We start from the raw sequence: 16684 nt of genomic DNA on the forward strand, positions 1-16684 counted from the left end.
AAATTTGAGCTATATATAATATTTTACTTTTCATTTTGAAGAACCATTGTGTCTGCTGCACCCAGTTGCAGAGCATAAAGGTTGGCATAAACACCTTGCTGATTAATGAGTTCGGCGTGAGTACCCTGTTCTACAATTTGTCCCTGCTGAATTACTAAAACCCGATCTGCCTGAGTAACTGTACTGAGGCGGTGGGCAATTACGAAACTAGTACGACCTTGGAGCAAACGAGCGATCGCACTTTGTACTAGCGCTTCTGTGCGGGTGTCAATGCTGCTGGTGGCTTCATCCAGAATCAGAATTCGGGGATTAATTAATACCGCACGAGCAATACTGATTAGTTGTCTCTGTCCTTGACTCAGGGGCGCTCCCCGTTCGCCTAATTGAGTTGTATAACCCTGTGGTAGTGAAGTAATGAACTCATGCACATTTGCTAGTTGTGCAGCCGCTTCGATCTCAGCTTGAGTGGCGTAAGGAGCGCCAAAAGCTATATTTTCGGCGACAGTGCCGGTGAACAAAAGATTATCTTGCAGGACGATGCCAATTTGACGGCGCAGACTTGCTTGAGTCACGCTACGCACATCAATATTATCAATTTTCACTGCACCGCTAGATACATCATAGAAGCGCAAAATCAAGTTAATAATTGTACTTTTTCCCGAACCGGTTTGCCCTACTAATGCAACCATCTGCCCTGGATAGGCGTGCAAGTTCACTCCTTTGAGAACCAGTTGATCTGGGTTGTAGCCAAACTTGACATTCTCAAATGCCACTTCACCTTGAATAGGCGGCATTTCTGTGGCATCGGGTGCATCTTTGAGTTCTGACGGTTCATCTAATAATAGAAATATTCGCTCTAATCCGGCGAAGGCAGATTGAGCTTGGGTGTAAAACTGGCTGAGAATTTGGATCGGGCGGAAGAACTGCTGGACGTAAAGTAAAAAGGATGTCACTACACCCACTGTTGCAGCTCCTGTTACCGCTAGATAACCGCCATAGGCTAGTACGCCAGCCGTTGCTAATGTGTTGAGAAAATCAATGGAGGGTAAAAAGGCGGAAGTAATTGCCACAGCCTCAACGTTGGCATCTCTATTGGCAGCGTTAAGAACGTCGAATTCTGCGATATTCATCTGTACGCGATTAAATGCTTGCGCTTCTCGCACGCTGCCAATATCTTCTTCTAACTTGGCGGAAAGTTCCCCAATGGTTTGTCGGGTGACGCGAAATCTGGCTCTTGCCCAACGTGCAAATAAGCTTGTGGTAAAAATCATCAGTGGCACAACCAGATTGCTCAACAAACCAAGTCGCAGGTTGATTGAGAGCATGGCAATCACGATGCCCACCAAACTGAAAGTGTTGCCCAGCATTTGGGCGATCGTCAGTCCAAATGCTTGATTCACAGTGTTGACATCATTCAGCAATCGGCTCATTAAATCGCCTGCTTCGCTGCGATCGAAAAAGCTGAGTGGCAGACTTTGGATTTTAATGAAAATGTCTTGCCTTAGTTGAGCCAGCAATCGCTGCATAATCCAGCCGACTCGAATAATTTGACCCCGAATTGCTAAGACACCAAGTCCGTAGTTCAGCCCTAGTAGCCCTAACAATACCAGCAGTCCTTGTAAATCCCCTTGTGCAATCAGACGATCGATCGACCAGCCGAGAAAGAATGGCCCAACTGCCTGAGTTATCGCACCAATTAATACTAATGTCAGGGCGATGGGAATTTCTTTGCGATAAAGTAGCACGTATTGTAAAAAGCGCCGCAGGGTGGATTTCTGACTCGCGTTTTCCTCAGATGCAACAACGGGAATAGTGCCTCTCATTTTTTCTCCTTCGGCTTTACCTGAGATTCCAAAATTACACCGTAGAGTGGACTGGTTTGCATCAATTCCTCGTGAGTGCCTTGTGCTACCAATCGTCCTTTATCCATGAGAAAAATGCGATCGGCATTCTGGACGGTACTGATACGTTGAGCGACTACAAAGGTTGTACAAGCTTTTTGGTGCATTAAGTCATCTAGTTCGGCTTGAATTTGGGCAGCAGTTTTGGCATCTACAGCCGAGGTGCTATCGTCTAAAATCAGAATGCTGTAATCAGTTAATAAGGTACGAGCGATCGCAATTCGTTGTTTTTGTCCTCCAGATAAGCCCACGCCCCGTTCGCCCACAATCGTCTCGTAGCCATCGGGTAAAGCGCTAATAAAATCGTGCATTTGGGCGGTTTTTGCAACTTCAATCACTTGCTCTAAAGTTGCATCGGGTTTGGCGTAGGCAATATTTTCGCGGATTGTGCCTGAGAAGAGGGTGGTTTCCTGAAATACAATCCCAATACGCGATCTGAGGCTTTTGAGTGTGAAATTTTTTACATCTCGTCCATCAATGCGAACTGCTCCCTTGGTGACATCGTAAAAGCGGGGAATCAGGTTCATAATTGTGCTTTTTCCCGAACCAGTCATTCCTAAAACGGCGATTAGCTCGTTGGGCTTGGTTTCAAAGGAAACTTCTTTGAGAGTTTCGCTTGTCGCTCCTGGATAGCGAAAGGAAACATTTTCAAAGGTAATTCTACCACCGCAGCTGTCAAATGGGACAGCGCCGGGGCGATCGCGAATTTCTACTTCTGCATCCACAACTTCATAGACTCGTTCGGCGGAAGCTGCTGCTTGAGCGATCGCGGGTGCTGCAAATCCAATCAACAAAATCGGCTGTAGTATCAATGCTAGGTAGGAGTTAAACGCCACTAGTTCGCCAATGGAGAACCGATTTCCAATTACCTGCGCTCCCCCGTAGCCGAAAACTACCAGTGTTACCAAATTACTCAGCAAGAATATCAAGGGGAAGGTATCACGGATGGCGCTAATGGTCTTCATGTTTGCCTTGACTAGGCCATCATTCAGAGTTGTGTAACGCGACCTTTCGGTTGACTCCCGCACAAAGGCTTTTACTACGCGGATTCCTAGCAAGTTCTCTTGCAATATAGCATTGAGGTTGCTCAGTTGCTCTTGTACGTGCCGAAAAAGTTTGTTATTCCGGCTGACAAATCGTGCCATTAACCAAGCGGTTATGGGTACTGCTGTTAGGCTAATCAGTGCTAATTGCCAGTTCATCACCAGTAAAACCACCGAAATACTCACCAATGTCACAACTGAACCGACGACCTGAATTAAACTAGTACCAACAAATGTACGAATTTGTTCAATGTCGCTGGTGACACGGGTTAGTAGTTGGGAAGTCTGCGCCTGGTCATGAAAGCTGAAACTAAGATTTTGGATTTTACTAAAAATTTTGTTTCGCAGTTCATAAGCAACACCCTGAGACGCTGCTTCTGCTAGATAGCTTTGTCCAAAATTAAATACACCACGAGCGATCGCCGCGACTACCATCCAGGCGGCGCTGTATAGCACAATTTGGAGGTTTTTTTTCGATATTCCTTCATCAATTCCCCACCGAAATAGTTGTGGGGTGAGTGCGTTTGCGATCGTCAACAGCAACAGGCTCACCAATGCTCCCAGTGAAGTCCATCGGTAAGTGCTTAAACTCTTAAGCACACGCTGGGTTGACTTTATTGAGGAAGTTTCCTGGAGTTCTGGTTCCTGAACCAACGGTATTTACCCCTGTATCTTTGGAAAATTATCGTACTTTGATTGTAAAAAAACAATTGGCCATTTGATAGTGGCGAATGTGAAATACAGAGTAGCGCTCTTATTTGTGGTGGAAATTCCGAGTTTTGGGACAGTGGCATGGGAGAATACATTTTTGGTAAGCATTGCGGCTAATCAATTTCAAGACCGAAAAAAACCAAAGAACAAGAATAATGGCTCAACATTTTCATCGTAATTCCCAACTTCCCTCGGATATCTCAACTAATATCAGTCGCACAGCAAAGCCAAGTTCTGAGTTCTACTCTCTTTTTTCTGAAGAAGAAGTTTTAGGAATAATTCATGCATTAGAAGTCAGACGAGAAATCCCTCTCAAGTATTCGTATAAAGGAAGAGGCGCAAAAATTTGGAACGATTTTTATCTCAAATATGCTATTCCTAGATGGTATGGTAGAGCAAATGTAGAAATTGACCTTTTAAAAGATAATTTCAAATACCTGAATGACAATATAAATATTGGTGAAAGAGTAAATATTATAGACGTTGGTGCAGGTAATTCCTATCCAATTAAAAAGTTTATTCGCAGACTAAACAAACTAGGTAAAGTTAATAAATATGTTGCTTTAGACATTAGTGAGGAATTGCTTCGTGTCTCCAAAAGCAATTTCAGAAAATGGTTTCCACTAGTCGAGTTTATCAGTTCCACAATTGACATAGAAAGTAGTTCTGTACCCAAAAGTTTATTCCAAAATCAAGCTAGCCTTGAAATTGATGACACAGCGAAAATATTTTTCCACTTAGGAGTTACCATAGGAAATCATCAAAATAGAGATGAGGTTTTCAAAAATTTTAGAGACAGCATGGGAAAAAATGATCTTTTAGTATTTACTAATGAAACTGGTTCTAACTCTACATGGGATGGAATAGTTAGAGGTGGCTGCAAGTACCATGTAGAAGAAGTATATGGATGGGTTAAAAAGAAGATTGGGATTAAATCGGAAGATTGTGAATTAGTGAGAAAATACGATTTAAAAACAGATAGTATTGTTGCTAATCTGAAACTACGTCATGATTACACTATAAATTTTAGTCGGATGGGGATAGATAAAAATATTGAACTCTCTAAAGGTGAAGAGATTACTATCTGGCGACATCACAAGTATGAACTGCCTAAACTTTTCCAAGAAATAGAACGTTCTGGACTACAACTTATTCACTATACTACTAACAAATACAAATCACATATTATGGTGATTTGTAAGGTTGTCAGTAACTAAGTTCTTCACTTAGAGGATATTTGAAAAGTTATGATTAATGTATCAAATATTCTTTTACCCCACCCTAACCCTCCCCTTATAAAGGCTACGGTGTACACACAAGTCGTATCACTCCCCTTAATCCCCCCTTGTAAAGGCTACGGTGTACACACATCCCTAAAAATCCTACCCACCCAATATTTCTGTTCACGTGAAAGTCTTACACTGAGCAAATATCCCGCCCAGAACTAAAGTTTCGGGCTGATGGCTAAAGTCCACTCAAGTGGACTGAACTAAATTTCTTCTTTAGTCCTCTAAAAGAAGACTTTCGCTATGAGACTCGGAATTTATTCCGAGGCGGGATAGATACACTGCACCAACACTTGTGTGTACACAGTAGTTATAAAGGGGAGGGAACCGGATTTTCTTATTTTCCCCTAATATATCGGGGGGATTAAGAGGGGTAATTCGACTTGTGGTACAAGGATTTGAGCTTAAATTGACAATAATGGGCAATACCGTGTACCCATTCAAATGAGAATCGCTATAACTTAGATACTATAATGGCAGCCAATAGAATTTTTTAGGTCTAATATGGTATTAAATATTTCTGAATAATCCGAAAAAATCAGTTTAACTTGGTTTGTGTATCAATTAAATATACATCAAACGCGGTCTAGGTTCAGGAACTGGACGCCCCAAATCCTTAGCAGTTTCTATCCATTCCTGCACAACTAATTCTACATTATGCAGTGCTTCTTGATAAGTATCACCGTCAGCAGCACAGCCTGATAACTCTGGGACTTCAGCAATAAAGGCTCGATCTAATTCACTCCAGTAGAGAATAATTTCATACCGAAACATCATTTTTACTTCCTAGTTTATATTTGAGAATCACTGCCCGAACTTGTTTAATTTGATAACTTTTGGCTTTTCCTTTTTTATGTTGCAGGTTCAATATTTCCTCAACATCGGCTTTGACAAAAATACGATGATCGCCACGAATCCGTTCTTCAAAGCCTAGTGTATATAAAAGTTGCCACAGTTGGGCGAAAGGGATATCTGTATCAGAAGTCCCAGAGAGAATTTTGTCTAAGAGTTTGTCTTGCTGACTCACGTTTTTCTGACTGCCTTAATATTTCTATAGTCTCATATTTATTTAAAATCAGAGTATCCAAAAGCAAATCTATAGTTTTGCTGCTGAGTCAGAGCATCCCTGATGATAATGACTAGTCCAGTTATCAGGGCAAACTTTAGGCTTGGATACTACTCTAGTAATTTGCTTGATTTTAAAAAATACTAATTATTTGGATGTTATAGATACTTTCTTTGAAGCGATATTTTGCAGTGAGTTTAATTTTGTGACACCAGTTTCGTCTTTAGTAGAGTGTATCATTTATCTTGACTAATGATGCTCATTTACCCTTGTTACTGGGGTTAGTAGTCTTAATATCGGCTCAATTTATACTTTCACAACTTTTCTAGTAGTTCGCCAAGTTCACTTGGCGGGGTAAAGGGGAAGGGGGAAGGGGGAAGGGGGAAAGGGTTTAAATCCCTTACCCTTTTCCCTTTCCCCTTTCCCCTTTCCCCAGTCCTCACTTAGCATTTTTGGGTTGGCAGACTACTAGAATCCTTTAGCATAGCCTTCCATAGGAAAGGTATCGCCAATTTATCAGTGATATAGGCAACTACAGAGGACAAATTATTGAGATTGCTCATATCATAATGCTGAGGTATAAATCCATCTCAGTCAATATTGATGTTTAGTAAAAAATATTACACAAATATGAAAAACCAACTTTTGGGTACAGTTGCATTTTTAACCACAATTAGTTTGACAACAACCGTACAAGCAGCAAACTCTGAACACGTTAAACAGTTATTGGCAACCAAACAATGTCAAAACTGTGATTTGACGAGTGCGGGTTTAGTGATGGCTGACTTATCTGGAGCCAATTTGAGCGGTGCTAATCTCACAGGTGCTAACCTTAGCCGCGCAAACTTGAGCGGCGCAGATTTGCGGGGTGCAAACTTAAGTGGCGCGAGTTTATTTGGCGTTAACTTGAGCGAAGCTAAATTTAATGGGGCAAATTTGACGGGTGCTGATTTGAGAAATACTTATTTAGCAAATGCCGAACTAACTGGCGCTTACTTGAATGGGACTAACTTTCAAGGTGCAGTTGCGATACCATCACAAATTGCTTCACCAGCAGAATTTTATGCTTTGGGTGTAGCAGAAGGGCAAAAAGGCAACCAACAGCAAGCAATCAGTTATTTTAATCAAGCGATCGCAATTAAACCAGAATATGCGGATGCTTATCTCGCTCGTGGTGTCGCCCGTTACCAAATACTAGATAGACAAGGTGCATTCCAAGATGCTCAAGTTGCGGAAAAATTGTTTACATCCCAAAACAACAACACTGGAACCCTAACAGCCCAAACTTTTATAAAAGAACTGCAAACACCCGTCAATGAAAAGGTAAGTACTGGTAAGCCCAGCTTCGTTGACTTTTTGGGAAGTATTGGCTCAGTCTTGCTCCAGTTCTTCCCTTTTTAAAGGGGATAATAACAGTTGACAAATACTTCGGCTTCTCTTCTCCTTCGGAGACGCTAACGCGAACGAGACGCTACGCGAACGCTCAGTACAAGTGACAAATGACAAATGACTTTATCTAACGAATTATGGGCAGCAAATCAAGACTTAGCCCAAGCTTGCCTAGAGCATCCTTTCGTTCAAGGCATTGGCGATGGTACTCTTGAGCGAGCTAAATTTGCTTACTACGTAGGGCAAGATGCTTTTTTCTTAGAAGCTTTTGCCCGTGCCTACAGTATCGCCGCAGCTAAAGCACCAGACTGGTTAGGTTTCACCACATTTCATAATTTAGCTAGTGGAGTTTTAGAAGAACTGCGGCTGCATAGTAGTTATGCTTCTGAGTGGGGAGTCAATTTGTATTCTGTAGAACCTGCATCTGCCACCCGCCGCTATACTGATTTTTTGTTAGCAACTGCTTGGAGCAAAGATGTGGGTTTAACTGCTGCGGCGATGTCTCCCTGTATGCGTTTGTATGCTTTTTTAGGAGAAAAATTGGCTGGTAACGGTATTCCTAATCATCAATATGCAGACTGGATTCGTACTTATAGCAGCGCAGATTTTCTGCCCCTAACACAACAATTAGAAAATTTGGTTGACAATTATGCCGCTACTGATTCTGTTGTGCATTCAACTTATCGTTATGCGATGTTTTGTGAACGCGACTTTTTTCAGGCTGCGTGGATGTTCAGTTGAGCAAATTCATATAGAGCAACCTTTTTGACGTTTCCTATCTATCTAACTTACGTTGTTTGAAGATATCAAGCCCAGTAAAAATGTTGAGACCAATTTGAAAAATGATTGCGACAGATGGATTCATACCAAGCCAGACGCACCAAGGCAATTCCCAATCCAAAATCTAAAATCTAAAATGGTATGAGTTCCGTTTTTAAAACTATACACCAAAGAAAAGACGCAAATTTATTTTTTGCGTCTTCTTTTAAGATTTTAAAAAATTAGAAACTGAATGTGGTTCTCAATGCACCAATAACAACATCATCATTAGCGTCGTTATGATCTGGAGATGTTAACCAGATGACTCCAGGAGTAATGGTGATATTGTCACTCAGCTTATACTGGTAGAACGCCTCAAGATGATAGGATGTATCAGGATCGCTATCCAACCCTGCGATGTCAGAACTTGTCACTTTCGGCTCCATACCAGCGATGATACCTGCTAAGTTACCTTTTTTACCGAGGTCAGGGAAGCCCAAGGTGACAGCATAGTTCCAAATATCAACGTCTCCACGGGTTCCTCTCAAGCTTTGGCTGTTGGTATATCCAGCCCAACCACCCAAGACGATATTATCAGTGATGCCAATGGATGCTTGGACGCCGTAAGAATTACTGGAAAATCCTACTTGATCTTCTGGTAAACCCTGGATAGCTGCTATATCCTGGAAAGTGGCGGCATTGCTACCTGTGAGTAGTGGTTGATTGTAAGAATTGATGTAAGTTAAACCGATAGAAATGCGATCGCTTGGTTTAACTGTCAGCTGTGCCAACGCACCGTAAGAACCATTGAACAAACCATTATTCGGTGTAGGGTTATTAGCTGTACCACTCAAATACCCTAGACTTAATGCCAATTTTTCGCTGAACTCGTATGTTACTCCCAACCCCGCACCATTTATTTGGTTATAAATTGGGTTACGCGTACCAAAGGTGGACAAAGCACCAAAAGCACCATCACCATCAAAAAGATTGACAGTGCTGGTAAGATCGTCTGCTGCACCAGCATTAGCAATAGCGATAACCTCTGTTTTTTCGCCCAGAGGGAATTTGTAATACAAGGCATCTATGGCTGCATCAGTAGTACCATCCTCGCCAGTAAAAAATAAGTTCCCCTCTGGCGTACCGATGTTAGGACTGAGAATATTATTAGCCTGGATTCTGGTGAACAGCGTATCTTTCCCTGTGAAACTGGTTACTAATTCTAGCCGTGCCCGTACCCCTAAAGTTGTATTCTCGTCTGTAATTTCTGCACCGTTGACTGTATTTCCTGACAACACATCGCTGACAACTGCGACAACTTGTCCTTGCAATTTAGTTGTAGTTGAAAACTGATTCGCCTCCAATTCCGCACTGCGTACTTCTACTGCATCCACACGGCCTCGGAGTGTCGCCAGTTCTGCGGAAAAATCTTCTTGCAACTTTTGTAATGTGGCTAAATCTTGTTTGTTAACTAAATCGCCAGTGGCTGTAGCAATAAGTTCGTTAACGCGATCGAGACAAGCATTCAAACCAGCAGCAAACTCATATCGCGTTAATGCCCGATTACCGCGATAAGTGCTATTTGGATATCCTGCAATACAGCCATAACGCTCAACCAAGGATTGCAATGCTTGAAATGCCCAGTCAGTGGGTTGTACATCGGAAAATTGAGACACGGAGGTAACTTGCCCCATTTTCTGGTCTGGCGCGATGTTCGTAGCTCTTGCGTCTGGATTAGCTAAAACTTGCGGTTGATTGATTTCAGATTTACCCGATGTTTCACCTGCAAATGTAGCAGTATTTACAAATAGCATGACACCGCAGACTGCTGGACTAACTAGCAGATATTTCCAAAATTTTTCCATTTCTCTCCTCACACTGATCTCCAATTCACACCGAAACCACGTTTTTTTAACGTGTATTTTATGAGAATATTTGTCAGCAATCTTATCAGAAAGGAGGGAACTTTTTAACAAAAAAAGTCAACAAACCCTAATCATTTAAGGAAAACTAAATTGCAGAGGGCTGTACGTCTGAAAAAGTTTTGTTATGACTCATTACACAGTAAACCCAGAATGATATTATGTACTGAGAATGAGAATGAGAATTATTATAGTATGAAAGTTGTCAATAGGAATTTTGACAGAGGCAGAGTCAGCATCCGTTTTGAGGAGAAATATCGTGATAGTGAATTGCAGAGAAATTAGAACAGGTAGGCAAAGAAGCGGCATCTTGCCCATAATTGCTCTGCTAATGTTGTCAATGGCTACTGGGTGTAGCCAATCGAATCCAAATCAGGGAACAACTTCCGAACAGTTACCGCAAGCACAAGAAGCTGCTTCTATCCCACAGGCGCAGTCGGGAAAAACTAAAGTAGTAGCGACATTTTTGCCAATATATTTGTTTACTAAGGCAGTAGCTGGGGATGTTGCAGATGTAGAAATTCTAGTACCACCTGGTACGGAGGTACATGAATATCAAGCGACACCAGGAAATGTCAAAGCGATCGCTACTGCTAAGGTATTAGTGAAAAATGGTTTAGGCTTGGAGGAATTTCTGGAAGGTACTGTCAAAAATGCCCAAAATCCCAAATTAACTGAAATTGATGCAAGTATTGGTATAAAACCCTTAAATGAAATTTCACCTGTCGTAAAAACAACGCCAGATGAAAAAGACCGCGAACAAAGTCAGGGTAATCCTCACGTTTGGTTAGATCCAGTTTTAGCAAAACAGCAGGTAACAAATATTCGAGATGGATTAATTGCTGCCGATCCGAAGAACAAAGCTACTTACGAAGCAAATGCTACAGCTTATATTAAAGAATTAGAAAGTTTAAACAGTGAATTTCAGCAGACTTTACAAAAAAATCCCACTTGTACCTTTATTACCTTTCATGATGCGTTTCCATATTTAGCTAAACGCTATAACCTCAAGCAAGTTGCTGTGGTGCAAATTCCCGAAGATCAACTTTCACCAACAGATGTGCAAAATGCCGTCAGCGCCGTGAAAAAATACAAAGTTAAAGCTTTATTTAGCGAACCAGGAGTAGATAATAAACTGCTGAACAGCCTCTCTAAAGACTTGAAATTAAATTTGCGTACTCTGGATTCTCTAGAAACTGGCGAAACAGATCCACAGCATTATTTCAAGGCAATGAAAGCGAATTTGCAAACTCTAGAAACATCGTGTAAATAGATTTGTCAGTTGTCCTTTGTCCTTTGCAAATGACTAATGACCAATGACTAATGACCAATAACTAATGACTAATGACTAATGACTAATGACATTCCTATTTTGAAAGTAGAAGGATTAACTGTTTATCAAGGCAGCTATCTAGCTGTTCGAGATGTTTCCTTTGAATTATTGCCAGGAACAGATACAGCCATCGTTGGCCCCAATGGTGCTGGTAAAAGTACCCTGGTAAAAGCGGTTTTAGATTTGATACCTCGAAGTGCTGGGACGATTGAAATCTTGGGTCGTCCAATTTCCAGATTAGGGCATTTACGCCACACGTTGGGCTATATGCCGCAAAACTTTATTTTTGACCGCAGCTTTCCCATTTCTGTCAGCGAATTAGTCGGACTGGGATGGACTAAGGAAGGGAAAAAAAAGAATTCATTTTTCTCCAAGCTGTGGAAACAAGACCGAGAAAAATCGGCAGCAGTAACAGAAGCTTTACGGCGAACTGATGCTTATCATTTACAGGATCAAGCTATTGGTACTCTTAGTGGCGGTCAACTCAAGCGGGTTTTATTGGCTTATTGTTTGGTAATGCCTCGGAAACTCTTGGTACTAGATGAAGCTTTTGCTGGTGTTGATGTGCAAGGTGCAGCAGATTTTTATGCTTTGCTAAATGAATTAAAGCGAGAAGAGGGTTGGACAGTATTACAAGTTTCTCACGATATTGATATGGTAAATCGCCATTGCGATCGCGTCCTTTGTCTAAACCAAAGCATTGTTTGTACTGGTAAGCCAGAAATTGCCCTTTCACCACAAAATCTGTTAGCAACCTATGGCCCAGGTTTCAGCCGCTACCAGCATCAACATTAATATCTATAAGTATGAATTTATTCAATGATTGTCAGATACCAACGCTTGCGATCGCTAGTAGTAATGACTTGCTAGAGTTGTTACAACTTGCCTCAATACAGCGTGCGTTTATCGGTGCTGCCTTAATGGGAATACTTGGCGGTATGTTGGGCAGTTTTGTCACCTTGCGTCAGTTATCATTTTTCAGCCACGCGGTTGGTCATGCAGCACTAGTAGGTGTGGCGTTAGGTGTGCTGCTACAGGTAAATCCTACTTGGATGCTATTACCTTTTACCTTAGTTTTTGGGGTTATTGTTCTTTACTTTATCGACAAAACCGACTTAACAAGCGATAGCGTACTTAGCATCGTGCTATCTGGGGCATTAGCGATCGGTTTAATTCTCACGAGCCTAATTAAAGGATATCGTGGCAACTTGATGGCTGTACTGTTTGGGGATATTCTAGCGATCGACACCACAGATTTGATTTTGACGCTGCTAGTCCTTGTGGGAGGAAGCATATTTTTACTATCAACTCTGCGACAGCAAATTTTATTGACCCTTAACCCCGATGTCGCCCAAGTTCAAGGCGTTCCCGTCCAATTATACCGCTATGCTTTTGTGGTCTTGCTTTCACTCGCCGTTGCTGTGGCGATTAAAGCTGTCGGTGTTTTACTGGTGAACGCCTTTTTGGTCATTCCCGCCTCCACCGCTAAACTGATGAGTCACCACTTTAGCCGCTTTCTAGTCATGTCGGTGATAGTTGGTTCCATCAGCAGCATTGCTGGCATCATTGTCTCAGGTATTTTCAACCTTGCTTCTGGGCCAAGTATTGTTCTTGTCCAGTTTCTCCTATTTGTAGCCGTTTTCATTTGGTTTAAGTTGAGTTTGAAAGCTGCATAACTATTTTTCTCCAAACACTTGCTATATTCTTTTATCTTTGCTACATTGATTAATCGTGGCTCACAAAAGCCCCAGCCGGGATAGCTCAGTTGGTAGAGCAGAGGACTGAAAATCCTCGTGTCACCGGTTCAAGTCCGGTTCCTGGCATCCTAACAAACCCCTTAAAATGGTTGAATTTCAAGGGGTTTTTGCTTTACTAAGCCTGAATAATCAAAAAAAAGTTCTAAATCTTAAAGGAATTTTAGGTATTTTTAGATATCTTTAGGCAAAAAATGGGTGTAAATTGGGTGTAAAAAGGATAGAATAGAGGAGTAATTACACCTTATAAAGTTATGTTCTCCAAAACTCCTACAGGGCGGGCATCTAAGGGTTCTGTCTCTATCATCAACTCTAATGGTCGGTTGCAGTTGCGGTTTAGATATAGGGGCGAGCGTTACTACATCTCTACTGGTTTAGCAGATACCCCAAATAACCGCAAATTAGCTGAACTTAAGGCATCTGAGATCGAGAAAGATATACTCTGTGAGCGATTGGACTTAACTCTACAGAAGTACCAACCTCAATCTGCTCTCACTACAATTACACCCATTACACCCATTAAAAAGCCTAAACTCGAATTAGACCAACTTTGGGATAGGTATAGCGAATTTAAGAAACCGCAAGTTAGTCCTAGTACCTACGCCAAAGATTTTGTCAAGCATCGAAATCACATCGCTAAGTTATCAACGCGATCGCTAGATGAAGCATCCGCTATACGAGATTATCTTTTAGCCAACTTAACTCCAGATGCTGCAAAGCGTTGTTTAACTCAGTTCAAAGCTTGCTGCAACTGGGCAATGGAAGAGAAGTTAATCGACACTAACCCTTTTGCTGTTATGAAAATAAAAGCACCCAAGGGTGCTACTGAAGAACAAGATATTAATCCCTTTAGTAAAGAAGAAAGAGATTTAATTATTCGTACTTTTGCTAGCGATCGTTACTATAGCCATTACACCCACTATGTACGCTTTCTGTTTTTTACTGGATGCAGACCATCCGAGGCAGTTGCTTTGAAGTGGAAACACATTACAAATAGTACGGTTCAGTTTCGAGAATCTGTTGTGGTTTCTGAAGATGGCTTAGTTCTGAAGGAGGGACTAAAAACACAAAGAAAGCGTGATTTCCCGATTAATTCAGAACTACAAGCGATTTTAGATGACATTAGGACAGAAGAACCATTACCTGAAGCATTAATTTTTACCAGCCCAAAAGGGAAGTTTATCGACCATCACAATTTTTCTAATCGTGCATGGAAAGCAATATTAGCCAAATGCAGCATACCGTATCGTAAAAGTTACCAGACAAGACATACCTTTATCAGTTTGTGTGTGGAGTCACATATTAACAGCACAGCAATCGGGCGATGGACTGGAACCTCTGCCAAAATGATTGACAATCATTATGGTGCCACTAATTTTACCAACCTTAGACCTCCAAACCTTTCCTAAGTTGACTTAAGAAACCTTGATTAATACAGTCTCACTTATTTCTCTGTTGCAGAAGTTCATATTTCTAAAATAAACCCTATCAATTTTGATGAGGTTTATCAATTCATTCTACTGGAATAATTGTATTTATTGTCAAACTAAACAGTAAAATAAAAAATTTGCAATTCAAAGAAGTTTAGTTTAACTTATAAAACTTATTTTGAATAGAACTGGCGATGGTAATCAAGGAAGCTATTGAATACCACAAAAATAAACTTGGAACAAGAAATGATGAGCTAATTCTGACATAAGTGTGATAACTAGGGGCAGAAATAGCGTCTCGTTACTCAATCATTTTTGTGGTACTAGCTTTTTTCTGAAACACAACTCAGCTTCCAATTGAGCAATATGAATCTCAGCCTTCTTTAATTCAGATTCTAGTTGGCTAATAGAAAGTCCTCCATTTTTAGTTCTTTCTAACTCCTCAATGCGTCGCAGTCCTGCTTTATAAACAATAGAATGTGAATTGTCAGTCCAATACTTTTGATAAGTTTGGGTATGTTCATCCAAAGTATGACCCATCCACTTTGCTAATTCATGGCTATCTAATCCTAATTCACGTCCTCGAATTGCATAGCGGTGTCGCAAGTCATAAGCTCTAAAGTTTATGCCCTTGGTTTTTAATCTCTCGCCAAATCGGTCGGCAAATGTTCGGATTTTTGTCTGAAAAAGCTCTCTAGAATCATCTATATATTTTGTTTTGGGATTAGCGATGTCAAAATACTCTACCCATTTATATGGAAGTGGGTAGACAACTCTTGAACCAGTTTTGGTTCCTTCAGTAATTCGCTCATTAATATATACAGGGAAGTATGGAGGCTGAAAAGATTTTTCATAATCTATCGCTAATACTTCATGAGGTCTTAAACCGTAAGTAGCAATCACTGCAAATATCCAACCCCAAGATTCTCCATTACCTCTATATTCATATTGGCAGCATTTGCCTTCGACTTGAATTTTGTGCCAAGCATCAATAATTTCAGCATCAGTTGGTAAAATTCTTTTTTCTGGTTTATAACCAGCAGTTATCCCTGTTGCAAATTCATATTCAAATTTAAAACAACCTAAAAAAACTTTCAGGGCAACTACTGTTCTGTTTCTAGTAGAGGAACCAGCTTCAGTTGAATATATTGCTTTATCAATATCTTCTTTGGACAGGTAAAAGTCAAAATGCTCTTTAAATTGGAAGGCACGGATAATAAATTGTCGATATTGAGAAACACTATCTTGAGATTTTCGTCCTTTTTTACGTTTACGAAAATATTTTTCCTCAAAAACATCTAACATTTCTTTAAAAGTCAGTTTTTCGTCTGGCTCATCATCCCTATTACTAAATGAGTTTAATAAAAGTGTGTATTCAGTTTGTAGCCAATCACGTGTATACCAATGAAAAAGAACAAATTAGACAATCTCAAACACTTTGAGCCAATGGAAAATGAGCCATTAGCTAAGACACCGCTGTGTGTAAAAGTTTCACCAAAAGTAGACCTGGCCATTAAGGCACTGCCGGATAAGTCCGCTTGGTTAAGAAGGGTAATTACAGAAGCTGCTTTTAAAGAAGGTATTTGCTCAGAAGAATCCTGAAAATCAATACTGCTTGCGTTCTCAAGTTATTTTCTCAGGAAGACACCGTGAGTAACCTTTGTTTCAAAAAATAGGGCTATATTACTACAGCCCCAGTAAATAGTTATAGTTACTGCACCACAATAGGTCTGTTTAAAATGCTCATGACTTCACCTGGGTTAGGGCTAGGTAGTAAGGGACTCCAATCACCAACATCTGCATAGCCAATAACTTGTAAATGATAAATTGTACTGGTTACAGCTTTAGAAGAACCAATTAACAGATGTTTTAGTGGTTCTTTACCTTGCACAGTCTGAACCTCGCTTGAACTATTGGTTGCTATACTCGATTCTTCGACGCTAGATAAAAAGCTTTGGGTAATCATAATTCACCTATGTGAGGTGGGAATAGCTACATTGGTGTCAAGTTAAGAAAATTAGAGTCTTGTCAAGTGGGTAAAATTCAATGGTTAAACTCAAAACAGTGGTGTTGATTTGAGTCATGAGTAA

At 40.7% G+C, this 16684-nt stretch carries 15 protein-coding genes and 1 tRNA gene; 9 read left to right on the plus strand and 7 right to left on the minus strand.

The features are described from left to right. Positions 1 to 23 precede the first annotated feature (23 nt). Positions 24 to 1823 (minus strand): ABC transporter ATP-binding protein, encoded by a 1800-nt coding sequence (locus V7K45_RS25570; protein WP_335007731.1) that lies wholly within the window; start codon positions 1821 to 1823, stop codon positions 24 to 26. After that, positions 1820 to 3598: an ABC transporter ATP-binding protein gene (locus V7K45_RS25575; RefSeq protein ID WP_335007732.1), complete on the minus strand. Its 1779-nt coding sequence runs from the start codon at positions 3596 to 3598 to the stop codon at positions 1820 to 1822. The genes V7K45_RS25570 and V7K45_RS25575 overlap by 4 nt, the downstream gene beginning before the upstream one ends. A gap of 212 nt (positions 3599 to 3810) precedes the next feature. Here V7K45_RS25575 and V7K45_RS25580 point away from each other — a divergent pair, with 212 nt between their 5' ends. Continuing rightward, positions 3811 to 4872 carry an L-histidine N(alpha)-methyltransferase gene (locus V7K45_RS25580; protein ID WP_335007733.1) on the plus strand — a complete coding sequence of 354 codons (1062 nt, stop codon included), beginning with the start codon at positions 3811 to 3813 and terminating at the stop codon, positions 4870 to 4872. Positions 4873 to 5505: 633 nt separating this feature from the next. Here the strand turns inward: V7K45_RS25580 and V7K45_RS25585 are convergent. After that, the gene (locus tag V7K45_RS25585) at positions 5506 to 5718 is read right to left on the minus strand and encodes a type II toxin-antitoxin system HicB family antitoxin (RefSeq protein ID WP_099103575.1); all 213 of its coding nucleotides are present in this window, start codon (positions 5716 to 5718) and stop codon (positions 5506 to 5508) included. Further along, positions 5702 to 5968: a type II toxin-antitoxin system HicA family toxin gene (locus tag V7K45_RS25590; protein WP_292703480.1), complete on the minus strand. Its 267-nt coding sequence runs from the start codon at positions 5966 to 5968 to the stop codon at positions 5702 to 5704. Before V7K45_RS25590 ends, V7K45_RS25585 begins: the two co-directional genes overlap by 17 nt. Before the next feature lie 669 nt (positions 5969 to 6637). On the opposite strand from V7K45_RS25590, the gene V7K45_RS25595 reads away from it, so the two are divergent. After that, the gene (locus V7K45_RS25595; RefSeq protein ID WP_335007734.1) at positions 6638 to 7408 is read left to right on the plus strand and encodes a pentapeptide repeat-containing protein; all 771 of its coding nucleotides are present in this window, start codon (positions 6638 to 6640) and stop codon (positions 7406 to 7408) included. A gap of 105 nt (positions 7409 to 7513) precedes the next feature. After that, on the plus strand, positions 7514 to 8137 hold the full coding sequence (locus V7K45_RS25600) for a TenA family protein (protein WP_335007735.1): 624 nt from the start codon (positions 7514 to 7516) through the stop codon (positions 8135 to 8137). A 260-nt stretch (positions 8138 to 8397) separates the two neighbouring features. Here the strand turns inward: V7K45_RS25600 and V7K45_RS25605 are convergent, their stop codons facing one another. Then, the gene (locus V7K45_RS25605; protein WP_335007736.1) at positions 8398 to 10020 is read right to left on the minus strand and encodes an iron uptake porin; all 1623 of its coding nucleotides are present in this window, start codon (positions 10018 to 10020) and stop codon (positions 8398 to 8400) included. 388 nt (positions 10021 to 10408) lie between these two features. On the opposite strand from V7K45_RS25605, the gene V7K45_RS25610 reads away from it, so the two are divergent. The 5 genes from V7K45_RS25610 (at position 10409) to V7K45_RS25630 (ending at position 14573) form a co-directional block, all read left to right on the plus strand. Continuing rightward, positions 10409 to 11350 (plus strand): metal ABC transporter substrate-binding protein, encoded by a 942-nt coding sequence (locus V7K45_RS25610; RefSeq protein ID WP_335007755.1) that lies wholly within the window; start codon positions 10409 to 10411, stop codon positions 11348 to 11350. A 78-nt stretch (positions 11351 to 11428) separates the two neighbouring features. Beyond that, positions 11429 to 12205, plus strand: coding sequence for a metal ABC transporter ATP-binding protein (locus V7K45_RS25615; protein ID WP_335007737.1), 777 nt, complete (start codon positions 11429 to 11431; stop codon positions 12203 to 12205). A gap of 11 nt (positions 12206 to 12216) precedes the next feature. Continuing rightward, complete coding sequence (locus V7K45_RS25620; protein WP_335007738.1) at positions 12217 to 13086, plus strand: metal ABC transporter permease; 870 nt, start codon at positions 12217 to 12219, stop codon at positions 13084 to 13086. A gap of 74 nt (positions 13087 to 13160) precedes the next feature. After that, positions 13161 to 13233 (plus strand) — tRNA-Phe (locus V7K45_RS25625). Positions 13234 to 13418: 185 nt separating this feature from the next. Further along, on the plus strand, positions 13419 to 14573 hold the full coding sequence (locus tag V7K45_RS25630) for an Arm DNA-binding domain-containing protein (protein WP_335007739.1): 1155 nt from the start codon (positions 13419 to 13421) through the stop codon (positions 14571 to 14573). A gap of 330 nt (positions 14574 to 14903) precedes the next feature. Here the strand turns inward: V7K45_RS25630 and V7K45_RS25635 are convergent, their stop codons facing one another. Then, positions 14904 to 15899 carry a tyrosine-type recombinase/integrase gene (locus V7K45_RS25635; RefSeq protein WP_335007740.1) on the minus strand — a complete coding sequence of 332 codons (996 nt, stop codon included), beginning with the start codon at positions 15897 to 15899 and terminating at the stop codon, positions 14904 to 14906. A gap of 99 nt (positions 15900 to 15998) precedes the next feature. On the opposite strand from V7K45_RS25635, the gene V7K45_RS25640 reads away from it, so the two are divergent. Further along, positions 15999 to 16196: a hypothetical protein gene (locus V7K45_RS25640; protein ID WP_335007741.1), complete on the plus strand. Its 198-nt coding sequence runs from the start codon at positions 15999 to 16001 to the stop codon at positions 16194 to 16196. A 109-nt stretch (positions 16197 to 16305) separates the two neighbouring features. On the opposite strand, the gene V7K45_RS25645 is transcribed toward V7K45_RS25640, so the two are convergent. Then, positions 16306 to 16560, minus strand: a complete 255-nt coding sequence (locus V7K45_RS25645) for a hypothetical protein (RefSeq protein ID WP_335007742.1) — start codon at positions 16558 to 16560, stop codon at positions 16306 to 16308. Positions 16561 to 16684 lie beyond the last annotated feature (124 nt).

Source organism: Nostoc sp., from assembly GCF_036917375.1.
Lineage (GTDB): Bacteria > Cyanobacteriota > Cyanobacteriia > Cyanobacteriales > Nostocaceae > Nostoc.

Coding starts and splice junctions, on each gene's coding strand:
- V7K45_RS25570 (WP_335007731.1), bottom strand. CDS start 1,823: ATGAGAGGCACTATTCCCGTTGTTGCATCTGAGGAAAACGCGAGTCAG.
- V7K45_RS25580 (WP_335007733.1), top strand. CDS start 3,811: ATGGCTCAACATTTTCATCGTAATTCCCAACTTCCCTCGGATATCTCA.
- V7K45_RS25585 (WP_099103575.1), bottom strand. CDS start 5,718: ATGATGTTTCGGTATGAAATTATTCTCTACTGGAGTGAATTAGATCGA.
- V7K45_RS25595 (WP_335007734.1), top strand. CDS start 6,638: ATGAAAAACCAACTTTTGGGTACAGTTGCATTTTTAACCACAATTAGT.
- V7K45_RS25600 (WP_335007735.1), top strand. CDS start 7,514: ATGACTTTATCTAACGAATTATGGGCAGCAAATCAAGACTTAGCCCAA.
- V7K45_RS25605 (WP_335007736.1), bottom strand. CDS start 10,020: ATGGAAAAATTTTGGAAATATCTGCTAGTTAGTCCAGCAGTCTGCGGT.
- V7K45_RS25610 (WP_335007755.1), top strand. CDS start 10,409: ATGTTGTCAATGGCTACTGGGTGTAGCCAATCGAATCCAAATCAGGGA.
- V7K45_RS25615 (WP_335007737.1), top strand. CDS start 11,429: ATGACTAATGACATTCCTATTTTGAAAGTAGAAGGATTAACTGTTTAT.
- V7K45_RS25620 (WP_335007738.1), top strand. CDS start 12,217: ATGAATTTATTCAATGATTGTCAGATACCAACGCTTGCGATCGCTAGT.
- V7K45_RS25630 (WP_335007739.1), top strand. CDS start 13,419: ATGTTCTCCAAAACTCCTACAGGGCGGGCATCTAAGGGTTCTGTCTCT.
- V7K45_RS25635 (WP_335007740.1), bottom strand. CDS start 15,899: ATGTTAGATGTTTTTGAGGAAAAATATTTTCGTAAACGTAAAAAAGGA.
- V7K45_RS25640 (WP_335007741.1), top strand. CDS start 15,999: ATGAAAAAGAACAAATTAGACAATCTCAAACACTTTGAGCCAATGGAA.
- V7K45_RS25645 (WP_335007742.1), bottom strand. CDS start 16,560: ATGATTACCCAAAGCTTTTTATCTAGCGTCGAAGAATCGAGTATAGCA.